Origin of the sequence: Devosia beringensis (assembly GCF_014926585.1) — a bacterium.
GTDB classification, from domain to species: Bacteria; Pseudomonadota; Alphaproteobacteria; order Rhizobiales; family Devosiaceae; genus Devosia; species Devosia beringensis.
Genome location: NZ_CP045422.1, coordinates 1,279,845 through 1,301,589 on the forward strand (window position 1 = coordinate 1,279,845; position 21,745 = coordinate 1,301,589).

Below are 21,745 nucleotides of genomic sequence, written 5' to 3' on the forward strand. Positions count from 1 at the left end.
TCTCATGGAATATCGTCGCCTCGGCAAATCGGGCCTCAAGGTCAGTGAAGTCTCCCTCGGTAGCTGGGTCACCTTTTCCAAACAGGTCGACCATAGCGAAGCCATGGCACTGATGAGCCTGGCCTATGACGAGGGCGTCAATTTCTTCGACAATGCCGAAGGCTACGAAGCCGGCGAGTCGGAAACCCTGATGGGTGCGGCGCTCAAGGAACTGGCCTGGAGCCGCGACAGCTATGCGGTTTCGTCCAAGGTCTTCTGGGGCGGCAGCAAGCCGACGCAGAAGGGCCTCAGTCGCAAGCATGTCACCGAGGCCTGCCACGCGGCGCTCAAGCGCCTGCAGGTGGATTATCTCGACCTCTATTTCTGCCACCGCCCCGATATCGAGTCGCCCATCGAAGAGACCGTCTGGGCGATGCATAACCTCGTCACCCAGGGCAAGATCCTCTATTGGGGCACCTCGGAGTGGAATGCCCAGCAGCTGACCGAGGCCTGGGCCGTGGCCCGCGACCTCAAGATCACCGCGCCGGTGATGGAGCAGCCGCAATATAACCTGTTCACCCGCGACAAGGTCGAGCACGACTATCTGCCGCTCTATGACCTGATGGGCCTGGGCACCACGATCTGGTCGCCGCTGGCCTCGGGCGCGCTGACCGGCAAGTACAATGACGGCATTCCCGAGGACAGCCGCTTCAACCTGCCCGGCTATGAGTGGCTGAAGAAGGCCTGGACCAGCCCCGAGGGTCAGGCCAAGCTGGAAAAGGTCAAGCAGCTGGCCGGGCTGGCCAAGGAGATCGGCCTGCCGATCCACCATCTGGCGCTGCTGTGGTGCCTGCACAATCCGCGCGTCTCGACGGTGATCCTGGGCGCATCCAAGAAGAGCCAGCTGGCCGACAACCTGTCGGCGCTGGACTCCAAGGCCAAGCTGACGCCGGACGTGATCGAGAAGATCGAAGCCATCATGGGCAACAAGCCCAAGCCCTTCGAGACCTACTAGTCCATTGCTTCCCCTCACCCGGCACGGGTGAGGGGAAGTCACTCAAATTGCACGCCTATCTATTCCCCGGCCCGCCGGACCGGGCTATTGTCACGCCATGACCGACCTTCCCGGGCGCCGCCCGCCGCCCATCCCCGAATCCACCCCCAGTTTCCGCGAGCGCATCGACAATCTGCGCCATCTCGGGCGGCTGCTGGCGCAGATCTGGCGCACCAGCAAGGTTCTCACCGCCGCCAGCATCGGCCTGCGGCTGGTGGCCTCGCTGCAGCCCATCGCCATGCTCTATATCGGCAAGCTGCTGATCGATGCGGTGGTGGCGCTGACCGGCGCTCCGGCCCCGGGGCCAGGTTTTGCCGACTGGTGGGAAAGCGGGCTACTGACGCCGGTGGCCGTGCTGCTGGCGGTCGAACTGGGCCTGGTGCTGGTATCGGACCTGCTGAGCCGGATTACCGGACTGGTCGACGCGGTCCTCTCCGAGCTGCATTCCAACACGGTCAGCGTCGAGCTGATGGCGCATGCGGCGCGGCTCGATCTCGTGCATTTCGAGTCGGCCGAATACCAGGACAAGCTGGAACGCGCCCGTCGGCAGGCGGCAGGGCGCAATGCCCTGCTCAGCCAGATGTTCGGGCAGGCGCAGGACATCATCACCGTGGCGACGCTGGCGGCGGGCCTCTTTGTCTATGCGCCCTGGCTGATCCTGCTGCTGCCGATCAGCTTTGCGCCGGCCGTCTGGGGCGAGGCGCGGTTCAATACCCTGGCCTATATGCTCAGCCGCTGGCGCACGCCGGAGCGGCGCGAGCTCGAATACATCCGCCATGTCGGCGCCAGCGCCGAAACGGCCAAGGAGATCAAGCTGTTCGGGCTGGGCGGCTTCCTGATCGAGCGGTTCAAGACGCTGGCGCAGGGGATTTTCCTCGACAATCGCCGCATCGCCATGCAGCGCGCCTTCTGGGGCGCGCTGTTCTCGGCGATCTCGACGCTGACCTATTACGGCGCTTATGGCTTTATCGTCTGGCGCACCATCATTGGCGATTTCTCCATCGGCGACCTGGCCTTTCTCTCCGGCTCGTTCCTGCGGCTCAACGGGCTGTTCCAGAAACTGCTGCTCGGCTTTACCCAGATTGCCGGGCAATCGATGTATCTGGACGATCTGTTCTCCTTCTTCGAGATCGAGCCGAGTATCGTCTCGCCGGCCGTGCCCAAGCCCTTCCCCGATCCGATCCAAACCGGCATCGTCTTTGAGGATGTCGGCTTCCGCTATCCCGATACCGAGACCTGGGCGCTGCGCCATCTCAGTTTCACCCTGAGGGCCGGCGAGACGCTGGCTTTGGTGGGCGAGAATGGCGCGGGCAAGACCACGATCGTCAAGCTGCTGACCCGGCTCTACGACCCCGACGAGGGGCGCATCACCGTAGACGGCATCGACCTCAAGGACTTTGCCGTGGGTGATATCCACGCCCATATCGGGGTGATTTTCCAGGATTTCATCCGCTACAGCCTCAGCGCGCGCGACAATATCGGGGTGGGTCGGATCGAAGCGCAGCAGGACATGGCGCGCATTGAGGATGCCGCCGAGCGGAGCCTGGCCAATGCGGTGATCGCCAAGCTGCCGCTTGGCTATGACCAGCAGCTGGGGCGCCTGTTCAAGAAGGGCCGCGATCTCAGCGGCGGGGAATGGCAGAAGGTGGCCATTGCCCGGGCCTATATGCGCGATGCCGGGCTGATCATTCTGGACGAACCCACCGCGGCGCTCGACGCCAAGGCCGAGGCGGAAGTGTTTTCCCGCTTCAAGAGCCTGGCCGCCGGCAAGACCGCGGTGATCATTTCGCATCGTTTTTCCACGGTGCGCATGGCCGACCGCATCCTGGTGATGGAGAACGGAGCGATCCTCGAAGCCGGCACCCACGCAGAACTGCTGGCGCTGGCGGGGCGCTATGCCGAACTGTTCGACCTGCAGGCGGCAGGCTATCGCTAGCGCGGGTTGACCAGGACCCTGCCCCGTATCTCGCCGGCCAGGATCTGCTCGGCCGCCTGCGGCAGGTCCTCGAGCCCGATCTCGCGCACCATGGCGCCATAGGCGGCCAGGTCCAGGGTCTGGGCGAGGCGCTGCCAGGCGGCGATACGGGCCGGGAACGGCTGCAAAACGCTGTCGATGCCTAGCAGGCTGACGCCGCGCAGGATGAAGGGCAGCACATTGGTCTGCAGCTCGATGCCGCCGGCATTGCCGATACTGGCGACGGCGCCGCCATAGCGGATCTGCTTGAGCAGCTTGCCCAACACTTGGCCGCCGACATTGTCGATGGCCGCCGCCCAGCGCGCGGATTCCAGCGGCTTGTCGGGCTCGGCAAGAAAGGCATGGCGATCGACAAGGCTGGTGGCCCCGAGCGCGGTCAGCGCCTCGGCATGCTGCGGCCGCCCCGATAGCGCGGCAACCTCATAGCCAAGCTTGGCCAGCAGGGCCGTGGCGATGGAGCCGACACCGCCTGCGGCACCAGTGACCAGCACCGGGCCGGCATCGGGCGCCAGGCCCGCCGCCTCGAGCCGGCTGATCGCCAGCATGGCGGTAAGGCCTGCCGTCCCCACCACCATGGCGTCACGGGTGGAAAGCCCGTGCGGCAGCGGCACCAGCCAGTCGGCGCTGACACGGGCGCGTTCGGCAAAGCCGCCCCATTGCGTCTCCCCGACCCGCCAGCCGGTCAGCACCACGGCGTCGCCGGCCGCGTAGCGATCATCGGCACTGTCGCGCACCGTACCGGCAAAATCGATGCCGGCGACGTGCGGATAGGCCCGGACCAGCCCGCCGCCGCCGGTCAGGCAGAGGCCATCCTTGAAGTTGAGGCCGGCCCAGTCGATGTCGACCGTTACATTGCCTGCGGGCAGGCGGCTGTCGTCGATTTCGGTCACGGCCGAGCTGACCTTGCCGGCGGCGTCCCGATCGGTGAGCAATGCGCGAAAAGTCATGGCGGCCTCCATCCCTGTTGTTGGCGGGCAGTCTGCCCTGTTGGGGGGCATTTTCCAATCCGCCGCGGTCAGATCGGGCCGCAGGATGGTGCGCGTTAACGCCGCTCATCGGCTGAACTTGCTTATTTGCGCATTCTCGCCTATATAAGCGTCATACGTTTTTGCGCATCAAAGCTGCCGACTATCGGCTTTCCTGATTTTTGCGAGCGTGTTGTACCGATCGGCATGGTGCCGGGCGGTCGCGATGTATTGGCTGCATAACAAGCGCCAGCGTCGCGTTTTTCGAGCATGGCCAGCCTGAGGGCGGCCCAACAAGCAAGACGGGTCACGGCGAATGCCGGACCGAATGAGAGACAATGATACAGTTTGATTTCCAGGCGCCTGCCGCGCTTTTTCTTGGCAGCGACTGGCACGTGGCGGAGGCCCAAGGGTCCCGCAGATTTCGTACCGCAGCCCAGGCCCTCCGCTTCGCGATAGAAGAGGCGGCCCCGGTCAGTCTCAAAGGCGCAAGCCTTGAACTGGACGGCCAGCGCCACAGCAACGACCAGATGATCTGGCTCTACCGGAGCCCCGATTATCCGCTGCCGCGCAAGAAGCTGCACAAGCCAAGCCGGGCCCGTTCGCGGGCTGTCGCCATCAAGGAGCCGACATGACGTTCAACTACAATGCCGCCGCCGAGCTGTTCCCGAGCCGTCGCGTTGCCAAGTCGCAGCAGACCCAGTATCGCCGGTTCGCCAAGGCTGCCGAAGCCATCCGCTTCTGCATGGAAGAACTGCCCGAAGCCGGCCTGGGCGGCACGATCCTAGAAGTTCGCGGCGGGCGTTTTGACGGCATGGCCATCAAGGCGCTCTACGAAGCCGAAGACTATCCGCTGCCGCGCCAGGAAGTCGCGGCCTAGCCACAGCTGCCCGCTTCGCACGGTCCAGGCATTGAAAATTCAACAGGCGGGCGCCCGAAAGGACGCCCGCCTGTTGCTTGTCGGCGGTTACGCCGCCTGTACGATCTCGACCAGCTCGACGTCGAATACCAGATCCTTGCCGGCCAGCGGATGGTTGGCATCGACCTTGATGGTAGCGTCATCCACCGCCACGACGCGGATCGGCAGCAGGCTGCCATCGGTGGTCCTGGCCTGTAGCTTGGTGCCGACGGCGACGTCGAGACCGGCGGGGACCTTGTCGCGATCGACGGTCTGGATGGCCTCGGCGCGATGGGGGCCATAGGCCTGGTCGCAGGGAATGGTGACGGTCGACTTGGCGCCCTGCGCCATGCCGATCAGGTGGGCTTCGAGCCCGGGAATGACCTGGCCTTCGCCCAACTTGACCTCCAGGGGCTGACGCCCGGCCGAACTGTCAAAACTGGTGCCATCGGTGAGACGCCCGTCGTAATTGATGCGGACGATGTCGCCGGTTCTTGCTTCGATATTGGCTTCGGTCATGGCTGTTTTCCTTCAAAAATGCGGGCCCAACAGGGCCCTTACTGGATCAGCCGCGCGCCCGATTACGCACGACGCATGACCTAATATAGGGCAAGGGCGGTCGATTTAAACCTTTTGGTGCCCGAAACTGGCGTTTGCGGGATCACAAGATAGCCGCGCGGGCCCGTCGCGCGGGGCCGCGTCGGCCTCCGCAGCAGAAAATACTGGGGGCTAAACCACCGCCAGAGCCGGCAGCCCAATTATTAGGCTTGCACTGGTGGCGCTGCAAAAATAGGCTGGAGGTCTTGGGGAAAATGACTGAACACACCGTCGCCGTCCAGAGCTGGGGGCGACGCTTGAAGGATGCCGGAATGAACAAATTCTTCGCTGTAACCGCCGCGGTCTCTGCCGTGGCGCTGCTCTCAGTGGCCCCCACCATGGCCCAGGGCAAGACACTGACAATCTCGTGGTGGGGCTTTAACGGGGAAAAGCTCGAGTCGATCATCCTGGCGCCATTCCGCGCGCAGTGCGGCTGCGAGATCGTGTTTGAAACCGGCAATAATGGCGAGCGCCTCAACAAGATCCAGATCCGCAATGGCGGCGGCGTCGACGTTGCCTATTTCTCCGACAGCTATAGCCAGCTGGGCATCGAAGCCGGCCTGTTCCAGAAGATCGACCCGGCCAAGCTGCCCAACCTGGCCGGCGCCTATGACCTGGCCAAGGATCCACAGGGCGGCTACGGCCCGGCCTATTCGATCGGCCGCGTCGGCATTGTCTATGACTCGAGCAAGGTCAGCACCCCGATCACCTCGTGGAACGATTTGTGGCGCGAAGACCTGGCCGCCTCGCTGACGCTGCCTGGCATTACCACGACGGCGGGTCCGATGGTGGTGCTCAAGGCTGGCGATCATGCCGAGGTCGATGCCTTCGAGGACGCCGATGCGGCCTTTGCCAGCGTCGCCGCGCTCAAGCCCAATGTGGTCAAGAACTACAATACCGGCTCGGAGATGATCAACCTGTTCTCGACCGGGGAAGTCAGCGCCGCCGTGGCGCAGGACTTCACCCTCGCCCAGATCCAGGCCGCCGTTCCCACCGCCGTGTGGGCCGAGCTCGGCGAAGGCGCCATTGCTACCCTCAACACGGTCAATATCCCGACCGGTGCGGCCGAGCCCGAGTTGGCCTATGAGTTCATCAACTTCATCCTGAGCCCCGAAATCCAGCAGCAACTGGCCGAGCAGGGCGTCGATGCGCCGGTGAACACCTCGGTGACGCTGACGCCGGAACAGGCCGCCCTGTGGACCTATGGCGCCGACGTGATTGCCGGGCTGCAGCGGGTCGACTATGTCAAGCTCAACGCGGCCAAGACCGGCTGGATCGAACGCTGGAATGAAGTGTTCGGCATGTAATTGCTTGGCGGGCTCGCGAGCCCGCTGATATGAACCGCGCGAAGCGATCCGCCAGCCCGTGTCATCCCGGCTCCGAGCCGGGGTGACACCGACCAGGCGGATGCACCGCAGCGCATAAGGCCAAATCCATGAAACGCTATGCAGGCTGGACACTGGCCCTTCCCGCGACCCTGCTGGTCGTGGTGTTCCTGGTGATCCCGGTGCTGGCTACCATCTGGACCACCTTCACCACGCCGGCTGGTCCCTTTGCCACCTATACCGCCTTTTTCGGCAGCGGCTTCCGCCGCACGGTGCTGATGCGCACCATCCAGATTTCGCTGGCGACCACGGCCATTGCCGTGGTGATCGGCTTCCTCACGGCCTATGTGGTGTCTCGGTCGCCGGGGTGGCTCAAATCCATCCTGATTGTCGCGGCAGTATTTCCGCTGCTGACCGGGGTGGTGGTGCGCTCGTTTGCCTGGCTGATCATCCTGGGCAAGAACGGCATCCTCAACTCCACCCTGCTCAATCTGGGCCTGATCGGCGAGCCGATGGCCATGCTCTACACGCCCGGCGCGGTGATCGTGGCCATGGTCTATCTCTTCGTGCCGCTGATGATCCTGACCCTGGTGGGCGTGCTCGAATCCATTCCCGACGACCTGATCCAGGCCTCGGCCTCGCTGGGCGCCAAACCGGTGGCCACCTTCATGCAGGTCACCCTGCCGCTGGCCGTGCCGGGCCTGATCGTGGGCGCCGTGCTGGTGTTTACCGGCAGCTTTACCTCCTATGCCACGCCGCAATTGCTGGGCGGCGAACAGGTCATGATGATGGGCACGCTGATGTATCAGCAGGCCATGGTCACCTTTGACTGGGTCGCGGCCTCCACCATTGCTGCCGTCATGGTGGTGATCACCATCGCCATCGTGCTGGTGATGACCCGGCTGGCGCGCCGCCTCAACCCGATGGCTGTCTGATGACCCGGTCCATTCATCCCCTGCTGATCGCCGGCACCGTGCTGGTCTTCATTTTCCTCGTCGGGCCGCTGGTCATCGTGGTTGGCTCCGCCCTGAGCGATACCAGCTACCTTACCTTCCCCCCGCAGGGCCTGTCGCTGCGCTGGTTCGAGAACATCTTTGCCATCGATGCCTTCCGCCGCACGATTCTCACCAGTCTGCAGACCGCAGTTCTGGCAACGGTGATCGCGCTGATCCTGGGCATTCCGGCCGCCTATGCGCTCAACCGCCACCGCATACAGCTACCGGGCTGGCTTTCGACGCTGTTCGTGCTGCCCGTGCTGGTGCCCGAGCTGGTGCTGGGCTTTTCACTGCTCAAGAACGTTGCCGTGCAGCTCGAGGCGCCGATCTATCTGGCGCTGCTGTTCGGCCATGCCCTGCTGGTGCTGCCCTATGTGGTGCGGGTGATCAGCGCTTCGCTGGCCTCCTTCGACTTTTCCATCGAAGAAGCCGCGATCAGCCTGGGCTCGCCGCCGCTCAAGACCTTCTTCACCATCCTGCTGCCCAATGTGCGCTCGGGCGTCATCGCCGCCTTCATCCTGGCCTTCATCACCTCGATCAATGACGTCTCGATCTCGATCTTTCTGACCGGGCCGGGCCTGTCCACCCTGCCCATCCAGCTGCTGGCCCATATGGAGCAGTTCTTTGATCCCACGGTTGCCTCGGTATCGGTGCTGCTGATGGGGCTGACCGTTGCCGTGATGGCCATTGTCGAGCGTACGCTCGGCCTCACCTTCCTAGCCAAGTAGACATCATGACCCAGGCCCTTTCCCTCCAGTCGATCTCCGCCCATTACGGCACTACCCAGGTGCTGGAGAACCTCTCGCTCGACGTCGCCGAGGGCGAGCTGGTCTCGCTGCTGGGCGCCAGCGGCTGCGGCAAGACCACGACGCTGCGGCTGATCGCCGGCTTTCTGCAGCCGACATCGGGCCGCATCACCCTGGGCGGACGCGACCTGACCGAATTGCCGCCGCATCAGCGCGACATCGGCCTGGTGTTCCAGAACTATGCCTTGTTCCCGCACCTGTCAGTGGCCGACAATGTCGGCTTCGGCCTCAAGCAGCGCGGCATTGCCGGGGCCGCGCGGGCCAAGCGGGTCGACGCCATGCTCGAGCGCGTCGGCATGGCGCATCTGGCGGCGCGACTGCCGGGTGCCCTGTCGGGTGGACAGAAACAGCGCGTGGCTTTGGCACGGGCGCTGGTGATCGAGCCGCCGCTGCTGATGTTTGATGAGCCGCTAAGCAATCTCGACGCCAAGCTGCGCGTCGACATGCGGGTGGAAATCCGCAAGCTGCAGCGCGCCAACGGCACGACCTCGGTCTATGTCACGCATGACCAGGAAGAGGCCTTCTCGATCTCGGACCGCGTCGCCATCATGCATGCCGGGCGCATCATGCAGCTCGATACGCCCGAGCGGCTCTATCAGCGGCCGGCCAATGCCTTTGTCGCGCGCTTTGTCGGCTTCGAGAACCTGATTGCCATGCGCGTGACAGCCCGCGACGGCGCCAAGATCACCGCCGAGGCCGATGGTGGGGTCAGGCTGACGCTGTCGCTGGAACAGTTCGGGCAGATCCCGGACAGCTTCGTTCTGGCCTGCCGGGCTGACGGGCTGATGGTCACCGATGACAAGGCGATGGAAGGCATTCCGGCCACGCTGGGCCTGCGCACCTATCTGGGCCGCGCCTATCAGTATCAGTGCGAGACCCCCGCCGGCCCCCTGCTGGCCAATGGGGCGCTGACACGGCCACTGGAGCCGGGTGCCACGGCCAAGCTGGTGCCTGTGCCCGAGCAGTGCACCATCCTGGCGCCGGAATAGAAGGCCGCCAGGCATGACCATCATCCTCACCAATGCCTGGGTGCTGACGCTCGACGCTGATTTCACCGAGCACAATCCGGGCTGGGTGCAGATCGATGGCACGACCATTACCGCGCTCGGTGCCGGCGCGCCGCCAGCCATCGCCGGGGCCGAGATCGTGGACTGTGGTGGCGACATCGTCATGCCGGGCATGGTCAATACCCATTGCCATATGGGCATGTCGGTGTTTCGCGGCCTGGCCGAAGATGTCGATGACCGGCTCTACCGTTATATCCTGCCGCTGGAGCGCAAGTTCGTCACGCCCGACATGGTGCGGATCGGTTCGGCGCTGTCGGCGCTGGAGATGATCGAGGGCGGCGTCACCACTGTCGCCGACATGTATTACTTTGAAACCGAGGTCGGCGCCGTGGTGGCCGAGGCCGGGTTGCGGGCCATCATCGGGCAGACCCTGGCCGACTTCAACGCGCCCGACCATGCCGATTTCGACACCGGCTTTGCCCTGGTGGAAGAGCTGGTCGATAGCTTTGCCGGCCACGCCCTTATCACCCCGTCGATTGCGCCGCATGCACCCTATTCGACGGGACCTGCCGTCATGGCGCGGATTGCGCAGTGGTCGGATGAGCATCCCGACGTGCGCGTGCAGATCCATCTGGCGGAAAGCCAGCTTGAGGTGGACTGGGCGCTGAAAGAGTACCAGAGCTCGAGCGTCGCCGTGGTGCAGCGGTCCGGCCTGCTGCGACCCGGCCTGATCGCCGCCCATTGCCTGCATCTGAGCGATGCCGATATCGGCCTGATGGTGGCGGCCGGCGTGGGCGTCGCCACCAATCCACGCTCTAATGGCAAGGCGGGGCGCGGCATTGCTCGCGTCGAGGCGATGCGCGCGGCCGGCCTGCCGGTGGGGATTGGCAGCGACGGGCCGATGAGCGGCAATACGCTCGATCTCTTTGCCCAGTTCGCGCCGGTCTCGATGTTCGCCAAGCTGCTGGCCGGTTCGCGCAAACCGCTGCCGGCGCGCGACGTGATCGCCATGGCCACCATCGAGGGGGCCCGCGTGCTGGGGCTCGATAGCCTGACCGGCTCGCTGGAAGCGGGCAAGCAGGCGGACATGATCCGCGTCGGCATCGGCGCCACGCGCTTGCAACCGATCTACGATCCCTATTCAATGCTGGTCTTTGCTGCCGGCCCGACCGACGTGACCGATGTCATGGTGGCGGGACGCTGGTTGAAGCGGGCCGGCGCCGTGACGACGCTCGAGCCCAAAAAAATCCTGCGCGACGCGATGCAGATCGCCAGCGCCTTCAAGGCGGAAATGATCCGCATCGACGGAGAGCAAAGTTGAGCGCACCGGACACACGACAGGCGCCGACAGGCGCATGACCAGACGCGTCATCATCGATACCGATCCGGGCCTCGACGACGCCGTGGCCATTCTGTTCGCGCTCAACTGCCCGCAGTTCGAGGTCATCGGCCTGACCACGGTGGCCGGCAATATCGGGCTGGAGCGGACAACGACCAATGCCGGAGGCCTGCTGGCGGCGGTGGGTCGCAGCGATATTCCCGTATTCTCTGGCGCCGCCGTGGCCATGGCGCGCGACAATATTGACGCCATCGTCATTCACGGCGATGATGGCTTGCGCGGCGTGACCCTGCCGCCGCCCATGGTGGCGGCGCGGGCCGGCGCCGTCGACTGGCTGGCCGAGACGCTGATGGCCGCGCCGAGCGGGTCGATCGACATTCTGGCGCTCGGACCGCTCACCAATATTGCGCATCTGATCAGCCACCATCCGGCCGCTGCCGGGCGCATCGGGCACCTGGTGGCCATGGGCGGCACGATTTTCGAGCCCGGCAATGCCGGGCCGGGTTCTGAATTCAACTTCGCTTCGGACCCCGAGGCAGTGGCCACGGTGCTGCATTCGGACATCCGCACCACCATCGTGCCGCTCGATGTCACCCGCCGCGTGCGGGCCGACCGGGACTATGTCGAAGCGCTGCGCGGCGGCCCTGCCGGCACGATCGCCGCCGATCTGCTTACAGGCTATCTGCAGGATGACCGCCAGAGCCGGCCGCTGCATGATCCCTGCGTCATGCTGCTGGCGGCGGAGCCGGCCCTGTTCGCCCTCGAGGTTCACCGCCTTACCGTCAACCTGGGCGACGATGCCGATGCCGGTGCGCTGACCGAGAGCGCCAATGGCTCGCCCGTCGTGGTGGCCATGCGGGTCGATGTTGCCGGCGCGCTGGCGCTGCTGGCCAGCGCCTTTGGCTAGACCAGTTCCTGTTCCACCAGGGTGGTCCAGTAGCGGGCGCCGGTCAGGATGGCGTCGTCGTTGAAGTCGTAACGCGAATTGTGATGCAGGGCGCCGTCGACGGCAGGTCCATTGCCAAGCCAGACATAGCAGCCGGGCACCCTGGCGCCGAATTCGGCAAAGTCATCGCCAGCCGTCGAGGGCGGGAAATCGGTCACCACCGGACGACCCGTGACCCGCGCGGCGGCTGACAATGCCGTGGCGGTGACGCTCGCATCATTGATCACCGGCGCGATGCGGCGGGTGAAGCTGTAGCTGGCGGTGATGCCGAAGCTCGTGGCAATGCCGTGGGCCAGCTGGCCGATTTCCGTCTCGAGCTGGTCGCGCACACCGGCGGCATAGGCGCGGGCCGTGCCGCCGATGCGGACATCGTCGGGAATGACATTGAGGGCGCGAAAATCGCCGCCACCGATGGCACAGGCGCTGACCACGGCTGGCTGCAGTGGATCGACACGGCGCGCGACAATGGTGTGCAGGGCGGTGAGGAAATGGGCCGCCGCCGTCATGGCGTCGCGCCCGAGATGGGGCTTGGCGCCATGCGTGCCGATGCCGTGGAAGGTCACTTCCCAGCTATCCGACGACGCCAGCTGCGGGCCGGCGACCACCGCCATCTCGTCGGGAGCCAGGCCCGGCATATTGTGCAGGCCATAGACGGCATCAATCGGGAAGCGCTCGAGGAAGCCGTCAGCCAGCATGGCGCGGGCGCCGCCTCGGCCCTCTTCGGCGGGCTGGAAGATGAAGTGCACCGTGCCGGAGAAATTGCGGCTGCGCGCCAGATGGCGGGCGGCGGCGAGCAGCATGACGGTGTGGCCGTCATGGCCGCAGGCATGCATGGTATTGGGCGTGGTCGAGCCATAGGGCAGATCGCCCAGTTCGGGCATGGCCAGCGCATCCATATCGGCGCGCAGGGCAATGGCGCGCGTGCCCGTGCCGACCTGCAGCGTGCCGACGACGCCGGTCTGGCCCAGGCCGCGATGCACGGCGATGCCGGCATCCTCCAACCACTGGGCGACAATGGCGCTGGTGCGGACCTCTTCAAAGCCCAGCTCGGGATGGCGATGCAGGTCCTGGCGCAGGGCAGTCATCGCGGCAAGCTCGAAGGGATCATTGTCGCCGAGGGTCATCGCTTGCTAAGCTCTTGATAAATCAACATGGTCGTAGCATCCACCATTTGCCGCGCGCCAGCAAGGATACCCCTCGTGACGCTTGCCCCGCACCATTTCTGGCAGACCCTAGACGCGCCGGGAACCCATGAAGCAGATGCAACGGCAGGTTGGGTGGACGGCTTTCCCGCCGCCCTGCCCGACGGGCGGCAGCTGCTGCTGCCCATCCGCGTGCTGCCGGGGGATGGCCATTCGGCCGTGGCCTCGCTGATCATCAACCAGGCCAGCTTTGCCGTCGAGGATGCGCTGTCGGCTGTCATGGCGGCGATGCTGGACGCGGTCGGGGTCGATGTCGTGATCGGGGTGCCGACGCTGGGCCTGCCGCTAGCCAACAATGTCGCGCGGCGCCTGGGCCATACGCGCATGGTGGCGCTGGGGACGTCGCGCAAGTTCTGGTACAGCGACGACTATTCGGCGCCGATGACCTCGATCACCAGTCCCGATCAGCAGAAGACGATCTTTCTCGACCCGCGCAGCCTGCCGCTGCTCGAAGGCAAGCGCGTCGGCGTGGTGGATGATGTCATCAGTTCGGGCACCTCCATGGCGGCCGTGCTGACATTGCTGGAGCGAGCTGGCGTAACGCCGGTGGCGGTGGCCGCGGCCATGCTGCAGGGCACGCGCTGGCACGAGCCGCTCGCCGCCTGGCGCAGCCGCATCATGGCGCCGCTGGCTTCGCCGCGGCTGGCGCTGAGCGAGACCGGACGCTGGCTGCCGAGCGACTAGGCCCGATCAGCCCGCTGGCGGCACGAAGGCGATGGAGGCGGCGTAGAGCGCGATCAGCCGATCAATTTTGGCGTCCTCGATCAGGGTGACCATGGGCGTGCCGAGGCGCCCCGAGGGATCGATGATGGTCATGCCGCGGGCCAGGCCCGGTGCCAGGGCGACATCGACCGAGGCGCGGATGGAGCGGGTGATGATGTCCGGCTCGATCACCGCTGCGGCGGCCAGGGGATCGACGAAGCGGAAATTGTCGCCGCCGCCATAGCCGGCAATGGTCTGGCGAGCATGGCGGGCCAGCGCCAGCGAAAACGCCTTTTCCGGGCCGTCGGGCACGGCGTCAAACAGCGCGTCGACCTCGGCGCCGGTCATGTTGTGGGTGACGCAGGGTTCCCAGGGCGCCACCAGGATGTCGATATCGGCGCCAAAGACGATGGCAGCGGCTTCGGGATCGGCATAGATGTTGAACTCGGCGGCGGGCGTCGTATTGCCGCGACCATAGATGGTGCCGCCCATGATGGTGAGCTGGCCAATGCCATTGATGATGGTGGGATCGAGCCGCAAGGCCAGCGCCAGATTGGTCAGCGGGCCGATCATCAGCAGATCGATCTTGTGGCCGCTGGCGCCGGCGGCGCGGAAGCTGTCGATCAGGAAGCCCACCGCATTGCTGCCGGCCGGGGCCGCCGTCTGCAGCGGCCGCGGCGCGCCACCCAAGCCATCCTCGCCGTGGATATAGCGGGCGTCGATCACCGCCTGGGTCAGCGGGCGGCCGGCGCCGGCATGCACCGGCACATCGGCTTTGGCGACAGCCAGGGTGGCCAGGATATTGCGGGTGGCAGCGTCCAGCCCGACATTGCCGAACACGGTGGTGATGGCGATCGGCGCACGGCCATTGGCGATCAGCATCAGCAGCGCCTGGGCGTCATCAACGCCGCCATCAGTGTCCAGGATCAGCGCATTGGGCTTATGGGGCAATTGGGGACCACTTTCTGCTGCGGGCGACGGGCGGCTAGCGATGTCCATCCGCTTGCCAAGGCCTTGTCAAACCATGTCGCGGCGTTCATGCCTAGCGCCAAAGCGGCTGTCAACGCCGCACCAGCAGGGCGGGCGCACCAGCGCGGCCGGACGCTGCGCTCCAAGGACCAGACTGATGCCCCTGCCCGATGACCTGCTGATCCACGCCACCGATGAAGTCCGCATCCGGCAGAACCTGGCGCTGGTAGCGCTGGGCAAGCGCCCGGCGGACCGGGCGGTGCGGGTGGGGCGACTGCTCGATGTCTATGGCCGCAACTGGCATGAGGATCAGGAGATCGTCATCGCCGGCCGCCGCATTGCCTGGGTGGGACCGGCCGACGCCTATCCCGGCGACGTGGCAGAGCGCGTCGATGCCCGTCACCTCAGCGCCGTGCCCGGCTTTGGCGAGGTGCACAAGCATGTCGAATCCAGCCACCTGACGCCCGAATACGAGGCCGCCCTGGTGCTGCCGCATGGCAATACCTGGACTTGCGAGGCCAGCCACGAATTTTCCAATGTCGATGGGCCGCATAACCTCGAATTCTGGCTGACGGCGCGGCTGGCCGGCTCGCCGATGAAGATCTTCCCGCTGCCCGGCTCGGCCGTGCCACCCACGGCCTATGAATGGGGCGGCGGGCATTTCGGCTATGACGAGCAGCAGAGTTTTCTCAAGCAACACCTGATGGTGGCCGGGCTCGACGAGGTGATGGACTGGCCGGCGGTATGGAACCCGGAAAACCCCTCCTATGAGCGGCTCTGGGGCATGATCCGCGCCACCTTCGAGCAGCGTGGCGTGGTGGAGGGCCATGCCGCGGGCATGCGTGGCATCAATGACATCAACGCCTTCGCCGCCGCGGGCATGGCCTCGGACCATGAGGCCTGGACCACAGAAGAGGTGCAGGACAAGCTGCGGCGGGGCCTCTTCATCGAGCTGCGGCCGCATTCACTGCCCGAGATGATCAAGGGGCTATTGGCGGCAGGCCAGGCGGACTGGTCCAACTTTGCCCTCTGCACCGATGACCGCTCCTGCTCCGATACGCTGCGGATCGGGGCCACCGACCATAATGTGCGGCTGGCCATAGAAGCAGGCCTCGCGCCCGAAATCGCCATCCAGATGGTGACGATCAATCCGGCCCGCCACATGCGGCTCACGCCCTGGGTTGGGGCCATCGCGCCCGGACGTTTCGCCGATCTGGTGCTGCTCGACGATGTCGCGACGCTCTCGATTGCCCAGGTCTGGGCCGATGGCGAGCAGGTTTCGTCAGGCAAGGATTTTCTGAAACCGATCCCGGAAATTGCGTGGCCGGAATGGGCCACCAAGACCGTCAATATCGAGCGCGAGATGGTGGCGGCGGATTTCGCGATTGCCGCCGAGCCCGGGCGCGAAAGCATGCAGGCGGCGGTGCTGCGCCCGTTCCACTGGGACGACAATTTCATCACCCTGGAACTGCCCGTCGCGAACGGCGCGGTGCAGCGCGACAGCAGCCGCAACGTGACCAAGTTCGCCATTGTCGACCGCTTTTCGGGCGAGGGTAAAACCTCCAAAATGTTCTGGCTGGGCACCGGCCCGAGCACGCCCGACGTGGCGCTGGCCTGCTCGATGGGACACGACAAGCACAATATCTGGGTGGTCGGCTCCTCCGACGCCGCCATGGCGATCGCGGTCAATGCGCTGCGCGAAAGCCAGGGTGGCTGGGCGCTGGTGCGCGACAGTCAGCTGGTCGCCACGGTGCGCTACGAGGTGGGCGGGCTGATGACGCAAAGGCCGCCGGAAGAACTCGACGCCGAGATGCAGGAGCTCTACCGGCAGGGGGAAAGGATCGACTGGATGTATGAGCCGACCTTTTCGCCGCGCTGGTGGCCCGGCTTTCCGGAACGGCTGGCCTTTGCCACGCTGACCTGCGCGCCCTGGCGCTGGGTGCTGGTGGCGCCCTCACCCCTGGCGACGGCGGGCTTTGTCAATGTCGCCACGGGAGAGACTCACCCCATCGTCTGGTGAGCCGGCGCCTGCCGCCGGCGCAGACCACCCGCCAGGGCATCAAGTGAGAGGCGGCCGCCGCCAAAGGCCATCAGGCCCAGGGCCATGGCCGCCCAGGGCAGATGGAAATTGATCAGCCCATCGGGGATGGTCAATTGGATGACCAGCGTCATCAGCAGAATGCCGAGGGCGGCAAAGCGCGTCCCCAGGCCCAGTATCAGCAGCACGGGCAGCACCAGTTCCCCGATGCCGGCGAGGAAGGCGGCGGTCAACGGGAAAGGATAGGCCAGCGCCTGCCCGAAGATATGCAGTTTGAACTCCTGTACGAACAGGTAGCGCGCGCCGCTGGAGAGGCTGAACCAGCCATCCCATTTGGTCAGCCCCGAGCGCCAGAAAGGGAGGGCCAGCGCCAGCCGCAGCGCCAAGAGGCCAATGGAGGGCGGGATGGACGCGATCAGGCGATCGAGGTCCTGATAGGGCTGAACCAGTCTATGCAGCATGCGCGCTTCCTGTGGCTTGAATTGGTTGGGCGAAGGCGCCGAGATTGCACAGCCCCACCAGCGCACGGCCGACATCGAACGCATCCGACAAGCCGGTGGCAGCGGTGGCGGCCGCGCCGAGCGCGGCGCCCTCGAACAGGTGGTGCAGGAACAGGGCATCGGCTTGCGGGATGACGGTCACCATCACGTCCAGCGCGGGCCGGCTGATCAGTACCGCCTCGGCACCAGGGCGCACCGTGACGCCCTCGGCCTGGTGCGCCGACCAGATCGAGCCCACCGGGAAGGCGGAATGGATCAGGCCGGCCGCCGGATGGGATGCGAGGCGGAGCTCTGGCACCGTGGCCTGGTCAATCGTGGCCAGGGCAGTGATCGACATCGGCACCATGTCGGCAGCGTTGTAGGCAATGGACCAGGCTTCTTCGAGCCTGGCCATGTCGGCTAGGTAGGGCACGGCGCGGGCGGGGTCAAAGCTCTCGATAAAGGCGGCAAAGTCGGCGCCATAATGCTGCATGATCGGCGAGCGTGGTTTGTGGTCGGCGACGTAGAGCCGCGCCATGGCGGTGAAGAAGTCAGCGCCGACAAGGCGTTCGCAGACCGGATACTTCGCTGCCAGCACGCCAACCAGGCCGACATGGACATTGTTGCGATAGACGGCAAAGCGTTTGGCGTCACTGTCGCCGCGATGGGACACAATGCCGGGCGGCACGGGCAGCGCCGGATCGACCAGGGCGGCAGCAAAAGCGGCCTGGGCGACGAGCGGCGCGATCATGCCACGCGCTCGCGCGGCTGGTGCCGCTGCGCCGCTTCTGCCAGCGCGGCATCGACAATGCCGGCCTCCTCGGCCAGCACGGCAAATTCAGGCACGTCATTGTCCCATTCGACCAGGGTCGGCAGCGGACCGGTACGCGCCAGGGTATGCGTATAGAGCGCAAAGACGTCGGGACTGACGCGGGAGGCATGCGCATCGATCAGCAGCCGGTCCCCGGCGGCATCGGTGGTCTCGTCATAGCCGGCCAGATGGATTTCGCCGACCTGATGCAGCGGGAAGCGGTCGATATAGGCGAAGGGATCGAGCCGATGGTTGACGGCCGAGACCATGACATTGTTGACGTCGAGCAGCAGGCCGCAGCCGGAGCGCTCGGCAATGGCGGCGAGGAAATCGACCTCGTCGATGCTGCTCTCGGCAAACAGGACATAGGTGGAGGGGTTTTCCAGCAGCATGCGGCAGCCCAGCGCCTGTTGCACCTGGTCGACATGGGCGACGACATTGTCCAGCGTTGCGGGCGTATAGGGCAGCGGCAGCAGGTCATTGAGCCTGCTCTCCTCATGGCTCGACCAGGCGAGGTGCTCGGAAAAAGACTGGGGCCGGTAGCGCTCGATCAGCGCGCGCAGGCGGCGCAGATGGTCGCGATCCAGCGGGCCGGCGCCACCGATGGAAAGGCCCACGCCGTGCAGCGACAGCGGATAGTGCGCGACGATGTCGGCGAGGTAGCGGTGCGGCGGACCGCCATCGCCCATATAGTTTTCGGCATGCACTTCGAAAAAGCCGATAGGTGGCCGGGTGGCCAGGATCTCGGCATAATGCTGGGGCTTGAGCCCGAGGCCGGCGCGCGGCGGCAGGTTGGCTGGCTGCATGATGATCACCCTTGAACAAAGGCCGGAGATCCGGGCAGCCGGACCTCCGGGGCAATGGTGGCCGGATCAGGCCTTGGGCAGATCGCGATCGAGCTCTTCGAGCGAGCCCATGCGGTCGCCTTCGAAGGACATGGTCAGGCAGGTGCCGGCTGGCACGGCCTTCCAGGCATTGCCCTGATAGTCGATCACCGAGGTACCGGCGCAGGTGGTGCCGGGACCGGCAGCACAGTCATTCTGGCCGGCCAGGGCGACGCCATAGCATTTTTCGGTGGCATCCTGAGCGGTCGCGGTCTGGACCGAAACGGCGGAGAGGGCAGCGAGCAGAGAGGCGGCGAGAACGAGTGAATTGCTGGGCTTCATGGTGTGTTCCTTCCTTGCGGCGAAGCCCTGACTGGCTTCGTGCAGGTTAGTTCGCGCCACCGCGCCGGCCGTTACCGGCCTTCAGATCACGAGTTCGTGTTCGAACTTGAAGCGAGGGGAGATCGCTCCCCGGACTAGAGGGCCGCCATGGTCGAAAAGGTCCCGATCGGGCAGGCGCCGTTTGGATCGAGCGGGGCAGTGCGTGGGTCGTTCTGGTTGAAGACATAGCGCTGCTCGCAGACATCCCAGGTCGGCGGCTGGCCGGCCAGGTCAAAGGCATCGGTGCCGATCTTGAGGTTGCGCCAGAAGGCGTTATGCGGGCTGGCGGCATGACGCATGAGGTTTTCCTCGGTCATGCGGAAGGGCAGCAGCTGCAGCTGGAAGGCGCTATTGCCGCCCCGGAAGGTCTCGCGGGCCAGGGCATAGATTTCCTTGATGCCGTCATCGGTCATGGCGTAGCAGCCGACCGACAGGCAATCGCCATGGATCATCAGATAGGTGCCGGTGCGCTCGAGCGCCTGGTCGAACTTGTTGGGAAAGCCGGTATTGAAGGACAGGTGATAGGAGGACTTGGGGTTGAGCAGCGCCGGGGTGACATCATAGAACCCTTCCGGCGACTGGTAATCGCCCTGCTTGACCTTGGGCCCGAGCGTGCCCGACCATTTGCAGATCGGGTAGGTCTTGAGCAGGGCATAGCGGCCCGAAGTGGTGCGCTTCCACACTTCGAGCTCGGAGCTTTCCTTGTAGACCCGGATCATCATCGGTTCAGCAGGAGAAGAGCCAATTGCCGCCAGGCGCTCGAGCAGCGGCTTGGGCAGCGGCACATTGCCGCGATTGTCACCGGCGAACTGGCAGCCGGCCAGGACCGTGACGGCCAGCAGCAGGACAAAAGTGCGAAGAACGTTGGTGAGCATGGGCTATCCCGTCAGGTTTTGCCGCAAGATGGGACCGAGCGGTTACCGGAAGGTGAACTTTACGAATCTGTGACCGCACGGGTCTGGCCTTGCGGCAGGACGCTGCGGGCCACATATTGGGGCATGGTGCAAAAAGACCCGGCGACGCGACAAACCTCTGGATTGCCCGACAAGGGCAAGGTCAGCGGCAATATTGCCGCCTTCGTGCAGAAAGTCGGCACCATGGCCCGGCCGAACGCGGCCCAGGACGGGCGGCTGCTGTTCGCGCTGGACGCGACGATGAGCCGCCAGCCGACCTGGGACCTGGCCTGTTCGCTGCAGGCGGAGATGTTTGCCGCCATTCCCAAGCCCAGTGCGCTGCAGGTGCAACTGCTGTATTTCCGCGGCTTCGGCGAATGCCGGGCCAGCAAATGGGTGCTCGACGGCGACGCTCTGGCCAGGCTGATGAGCGGCATCGATTGCCGGGGCGGCCATACCCAGATTGCCAAGGTCTTCGCCCATGCCCGCGCCGAGCACAAGCGGCGGCGGATCAATGCGGTGATCTATGTGGGCGACGCCATGGAGGAAAATGTGGACGACCTGGCCGAAAAAGCCGGACAGCTGGGCCTCTTGGGCCTGCCGCTGTTCATCTTCCAGGAGGGTCGCGACGCCCAGGTGGAAGCCGCCTTCCGCGACTTTGCCCGGCTGAGCAAGGGGGCCTATGCCCGCTTTGATGCCAGTGCGCCGCAGGAGCTGGCGGCGCTGCTCAAGGCAGTGGCCGCCTATGCCAGCGGCGGGCGGGATCTGCTGAAACTCCAAGCCAGCGGCCAGGCAAGGGCGCTGCTGGCGCAATTGCCGTCATGACCTATTTCTTTGTCGGCGGGCTGGCGCTGCTGGCGGTTCTTGCCGCCGTCAATTATGCGCGCGGGCTGGACCAACGCGTGCTGTGGCGGGGTCTGCGCTACCTCGTCGGGGGACTGGGCGCACTGGCCGCCATCGGCCTGCTGCTGGCGCGGCGGATCGACATTGCCCTGTTTGTTGGCGCGGCTGCCATAGCGGTGCTGCGCACCGGGCGGCTGGGGCCGATCTCGTTTGACGGGCCGGCCATGGGTGCGAGCAATATCTCCAAGGTGCAGAGCTACAGCTTTGCCATGGAGCTCGACCACGATACCGGCGCGGTCTCGGGCCGGGTGCTCAATGGTCCGTTCGCCGGGATGGACCTGCTCGATCTGGGCGAGAACGAGACCCGGGCGCTGCTGGCCGAAGTCGGCGGCGATGCCGACAGCCTCAGCCTGCTCGAAAGCTGGCTCGATGCCAATCGGGCCGGCTGGCGCGAATATTTTGCCGAACAGGATGAAGGTGGCGGCGCTACCGCCCCGAGCGGCGGCGATCCGATTGCCGAGGCATATGAGGTATTGGGCCTCAAACCCGATGCCAGCGAGGATGATATCCGCACCGCCCATCGCGAGCTGATGAAGGCCGTGCATCCCGATCACGGCGGCTCGAGCTATCTGGCGGTCAAGATCAACCAGGCGCGCGACCTGCTGCTCAAACAGCGGCAATAGAGCGCGTCGGACGGACCTGTCACCAAGGAGCTGT

23 protein-coding genes are annotated in these 21,745 nt (G+C 65.4%); 14 read left to right on the top strand and 9 right to left on the bottom strand.

Annotated elements, in window-relative coordinates:
• Positions 1-4: 4 nt before the first annotated feature.
• Positions 5-994 carry a potassium channel beta subunit family protein gene (locus GDR53_RS06190; protein ID WP_193337201.1) on the top strand — a complete coding sequence of 330 codons (990 nt, stop codon included), beginning with the start codon at positions 5-7 and terminating at the stop codon, positions 992-994.
• Between the two features lie 97 nt (positions 995-1,091).
• The gene (locus GDR53_RS06195; RefSeq protein ID WP_193337202.1) at positions 1,092-2,969 is read left to right on the top strand and encodes an ABC transporter ATP-binding protein; all 1,878 of its coding nucleotides are present in this window, start codon (positions 1,092-1,094) and stop codon (positions 2,967-2,969) included.
• Here the strand turns inward: GDR53_RS06195 and GDR53_RS06200 are convergent.
• On the bottom strand, positions 2,966-3,955 hold the full coding sequence (locus GDR53_RS06200) for an acrylyl-CoA reductase family protein (RefSeq protein WP_193337203.1): 990 nt from the start codon (positions 3,953-3,955) through the stop codon (positions 2,966-2,968). The two genes, GDR53_RS06195 and GDR53_RS06200, sit on opposite strands and share 4 nt — an antisense overlap.
• A 356-nt stretch (positions 3,956-4,311) precedes the next feature.
• Between GDR53_RS06200 and GDR53_RS06205 the strand changes: the two genes are divergently transcribed.
• Positions 4,312-4,608: a hypothetical protein gene (locus tag GDR53_RS06205; protein WP_193337204.1), complete on the top strand. Its 297-nt coding sequence runs from the start codon at positions 4,312-4,314 to the stop codon at positions 4,606-4,608.
• Positions 4,605-4,853, top strand: a complete 249-nt coding sequence (locus tag GDR53_RS06210) for a hypothetical protein (protein WP_193337205.1) — start codon at positions 4,605-4,607, stop codon at positions 4,851-4,853. The genes GDR53_RS06205 and GDR53_RS06210 overlap by 4 nt, the downstream gene beginning before the upstream one ends.
• An 87-nt stretch (positions 4,854-4,940) precedes the next feature.
• Here the strand turns inward: GDR53_RS06210 and GDR53_RS06215 are convergent, their stop codons facing one another.
• A complete protein-coding gene (locus GDR53_RS06215) occupies positions 4,941-5,390 on the bottom strand; it encodes an FKBP-type peptidyl-prolyl cis-trans isomerase (protein ID WP_193337206.1) in 450 nt (149 codons plus the stop codon).
• Between the two features lie 350 nt (positions 5,391-5,740).
• Here GDR53_RS06215 and GDR53_RS06220 point away from each other — a divergent pair, with 350 nt between their 5' ends.
• The 6 genes from GDR53_RS06220 to GDR53_RS06245 all read left to right on the top strand — a co-directional run bounded on the left by GDR53_RS06220 (position 5,741) and on the right by GDR53_RS06245 (position 11,847).
• Positions 5,741-6,775, top strand: coding sequence for an ABC transporter substrate-binding protein (locus GDR53_RS06220; RefSeq protein WP_193337207.1), 1,035 nt, complete (start codon positions 5,741-5,743; stop codon positions 6,773-6,775).
• A 128-nt stretch (positions 6,776-6,903) separates the two neighbouring features.
• A complete protein-coding gene (locus tag GDR53_RS06225) occupies positions 6,904-7,728 on the top strand; it encodes an ABC transporter permease (RefSeq protein WP_193337208.1) in 825 nt (274 codons plus the stop codon).
• Positions 7,725-8,516 (top strand): ABC transporter permease, encoded by a 792-nt coding sequence (locus GDR53_RS06230; RefSeq protein WP_193337993.1) that lies wholly within the window; start codon positions 7,725-7,727, stop codon positions 8,514-8,516. Before GDR53_RS06225 ends, GDR53_RS06230 begins: the two co-directional genes overlap by 4 nt.
• Positions 8,517-8,521: 5 nt before the next feature.
• Positions 8,522-9,583 (top strand): ABC transporter ATP-binding protein, encoded by a 1,062-nt coding sequence (locus GDR53_RS06235; protein WP_193337209.1) that lies wholly within the window; start codon positions 8,522-8,524, stop codon positions 9,581-9,583.
• A 13-nt stretch (positions 9,584-9,596) separates the two neighbouring features.
• On the top strand, positions 9,597-10,922 hold the full coding sequence (locus GDR53_RS06240) for an amidohydrolase family protein (RefSeq protein ID WP_193337210.1): 1,326 nt from the start codon (positions 9,597-9,599) through the stop codon (positions 10,920-10,922).
• Between the two features lie 34 nt (positions 10,923-10,956).
• Positions 10,957-11,847 (top strand): nucleoside hydrolase, encoded by an 891-nt coding sequence (locus GDR53_RS06245; protein WP_193337211.1) that lies wholly within the window; start codon positions 10,957-10,959, stop codon positions 11,845-11,847.
• Here the strand turns inward: GDR53_RS06245 and GDR53_RS06250 are convergent.
• Complete coding sequence (locus GDR53_RS06250; protein WP_193337212.1) at positions 11,844-13,010, bottom strand: M20 aminoacylase family protein; 1,167 nt, start codon at positions 13,008-13,010, stop codon at positions 11,844-11,846. The genes GDR53_RS06245 and GDR53_RS06250 overlap by 4 nt on opposite strands.
• Positions 13,011-13,085: 75 nt before the next feature.
• Between GDR53_RS06250 and GDR53_RS06255 the strand changes: the two genes are divergently transcribed.
• Entirely contained in the window at positions 13,086-13,772 is a 687-nt protein-coding gene (locus GDR53_RS06255; RefSeq protein ID WP_193337213.1) for a phosphoribosyltransferase, read from the top strand.
• Between the two features lie 6 nt (positions 13,773-13,778).
• Here GDR53_RS06255 and GDR53_RS06260 read toward each other — a convergent pair whose 3' ends face one another.
• Positions 13,779-14,741: a nucleoside hydrolase gene (locus GDR53_RS06260; protein ID WP_210321402.1), complete on the bottom strand. Its 963-nt coding sequence runs from the start codon at positions 14,739-14,741 to the stop codon at positions 13,779-13,781.
• A gap of 175 nt (positions 14,742-14,916) precedes the next feature.
• Between GDR53_RS06260 and GDR53_RS06265 the strand changes: the two genes are divergently transcribed.
• Complete coding sequence (locus GDR53_RS06265; RefSeq protein WP_193337215.1) at positions 14,917-16,779, top strand: adenine deaminase; 1,863 nt, start codon at positions 14,917-14,919, stop codon at positions 16,777-16,779.
• Here GDR53_RS06265 and GDR53_RS06270 read toward each other — a convergent pair.
• The 5 genes from GDR53_RS06270 to GDR53_RS06290 form a co-directional block, all read right to left on the bottom strand.
• Complete coding sequence (locus tag GDR53_RS06270; protein WP_193337216.1) at positions 16,761-17,258, bottom strand: DoxX family protein; 498 nt, start codon at positions 17,256-17,258, stop codon at positions 16,761-16,763. The genes GDR53_RS06265 and GDR53_RS06270 overlap by 19 nt on opposite strands.
• The gene (locus GDR53_RS06275) at positions 17,248-18,027 is read right to left on the bottom strand and encodes an HvfC/BufC N-terminal domain-containing protein (RefSeq protein ID WP_193337217.1); all 780 of its coding nucleotides are present in this window, start codon (positions 18,025-18,027) and stop codon (positions 17,248-17,250) included. The genes GDR53_RS06270 and GDR53_RS06275 overlap by 11 nt, the downstream gene beginning before the upstream one ends.
• Positions 18,024-18,893, bottom strand: a complete 870-nt coding sequence (gene bufB / locus GDR53_RS06280; protein ID WP_193337218.1) for an MNIO family bufferin maturase — start codon at positions 18,891-18,893, stop codon at positions 18,024-18,026. The genes GDR53_RS06275 and bufB overlap by 4 nt, the downstream gene beginning before the upstream one ends.
• Positions 18,894-18,959: 66 nt before the next feature.
• Positions 18,960-19,253: a BufA1 family periplasmic bufferin-type metallophore gene (locus GDR53_RS06285; protein WP_193337219.1), complete on the bottom strand. Its 294-nt coding sequence runs from the start codon at positions 19,251-19,253 to the stop codon at positions 18,960-18,962.
• Between the two features lie 134 nt (positions 19,254-19,387).
• A complete protein-coding gene (locus tag GDR53_RS06290) occupies positions 19,388-20,167 on the bottom strand; it encodes a L,D-transpeptidase family protein (protein ID WP_232846747.1) in 780 nt (259 codons plus the stop codon).
• Between the two features lie 123 nt (positions 20,168-20,290).
• On the opposite strand from GDR53_RS06290, the gene GDR53_RS06295 reads away from it, so the two are divergent.
• On the top strand, positions 20,291-21,010 hold the full coding sequence (locus tag GDR53_RS06295) for a VWA domain-containing protein (protein ID WP_193337220.1): 720 nt from the start codon (positions 20,291-20,293) through the stop codon (positions 21,008-21,010).
• Positions 21,007-21,711: a DnaJ domain-containing protein gene (locus GDR53_RS06300; protein WP_193337221.1), complete on the top strand. Its 705-nt coding sequence runs from the start codon at positions 21,007-21,009 to the stop codon at positions 21,709-21,711. The genes GDR53_RS06295 and GDR53_RS06300 overlap by 4 nt, the downstream gene beginning before the upstream one ends.
• The last annotated feature ends 34 nt before the right edge of the window (positions 21,712-21,745 follow it).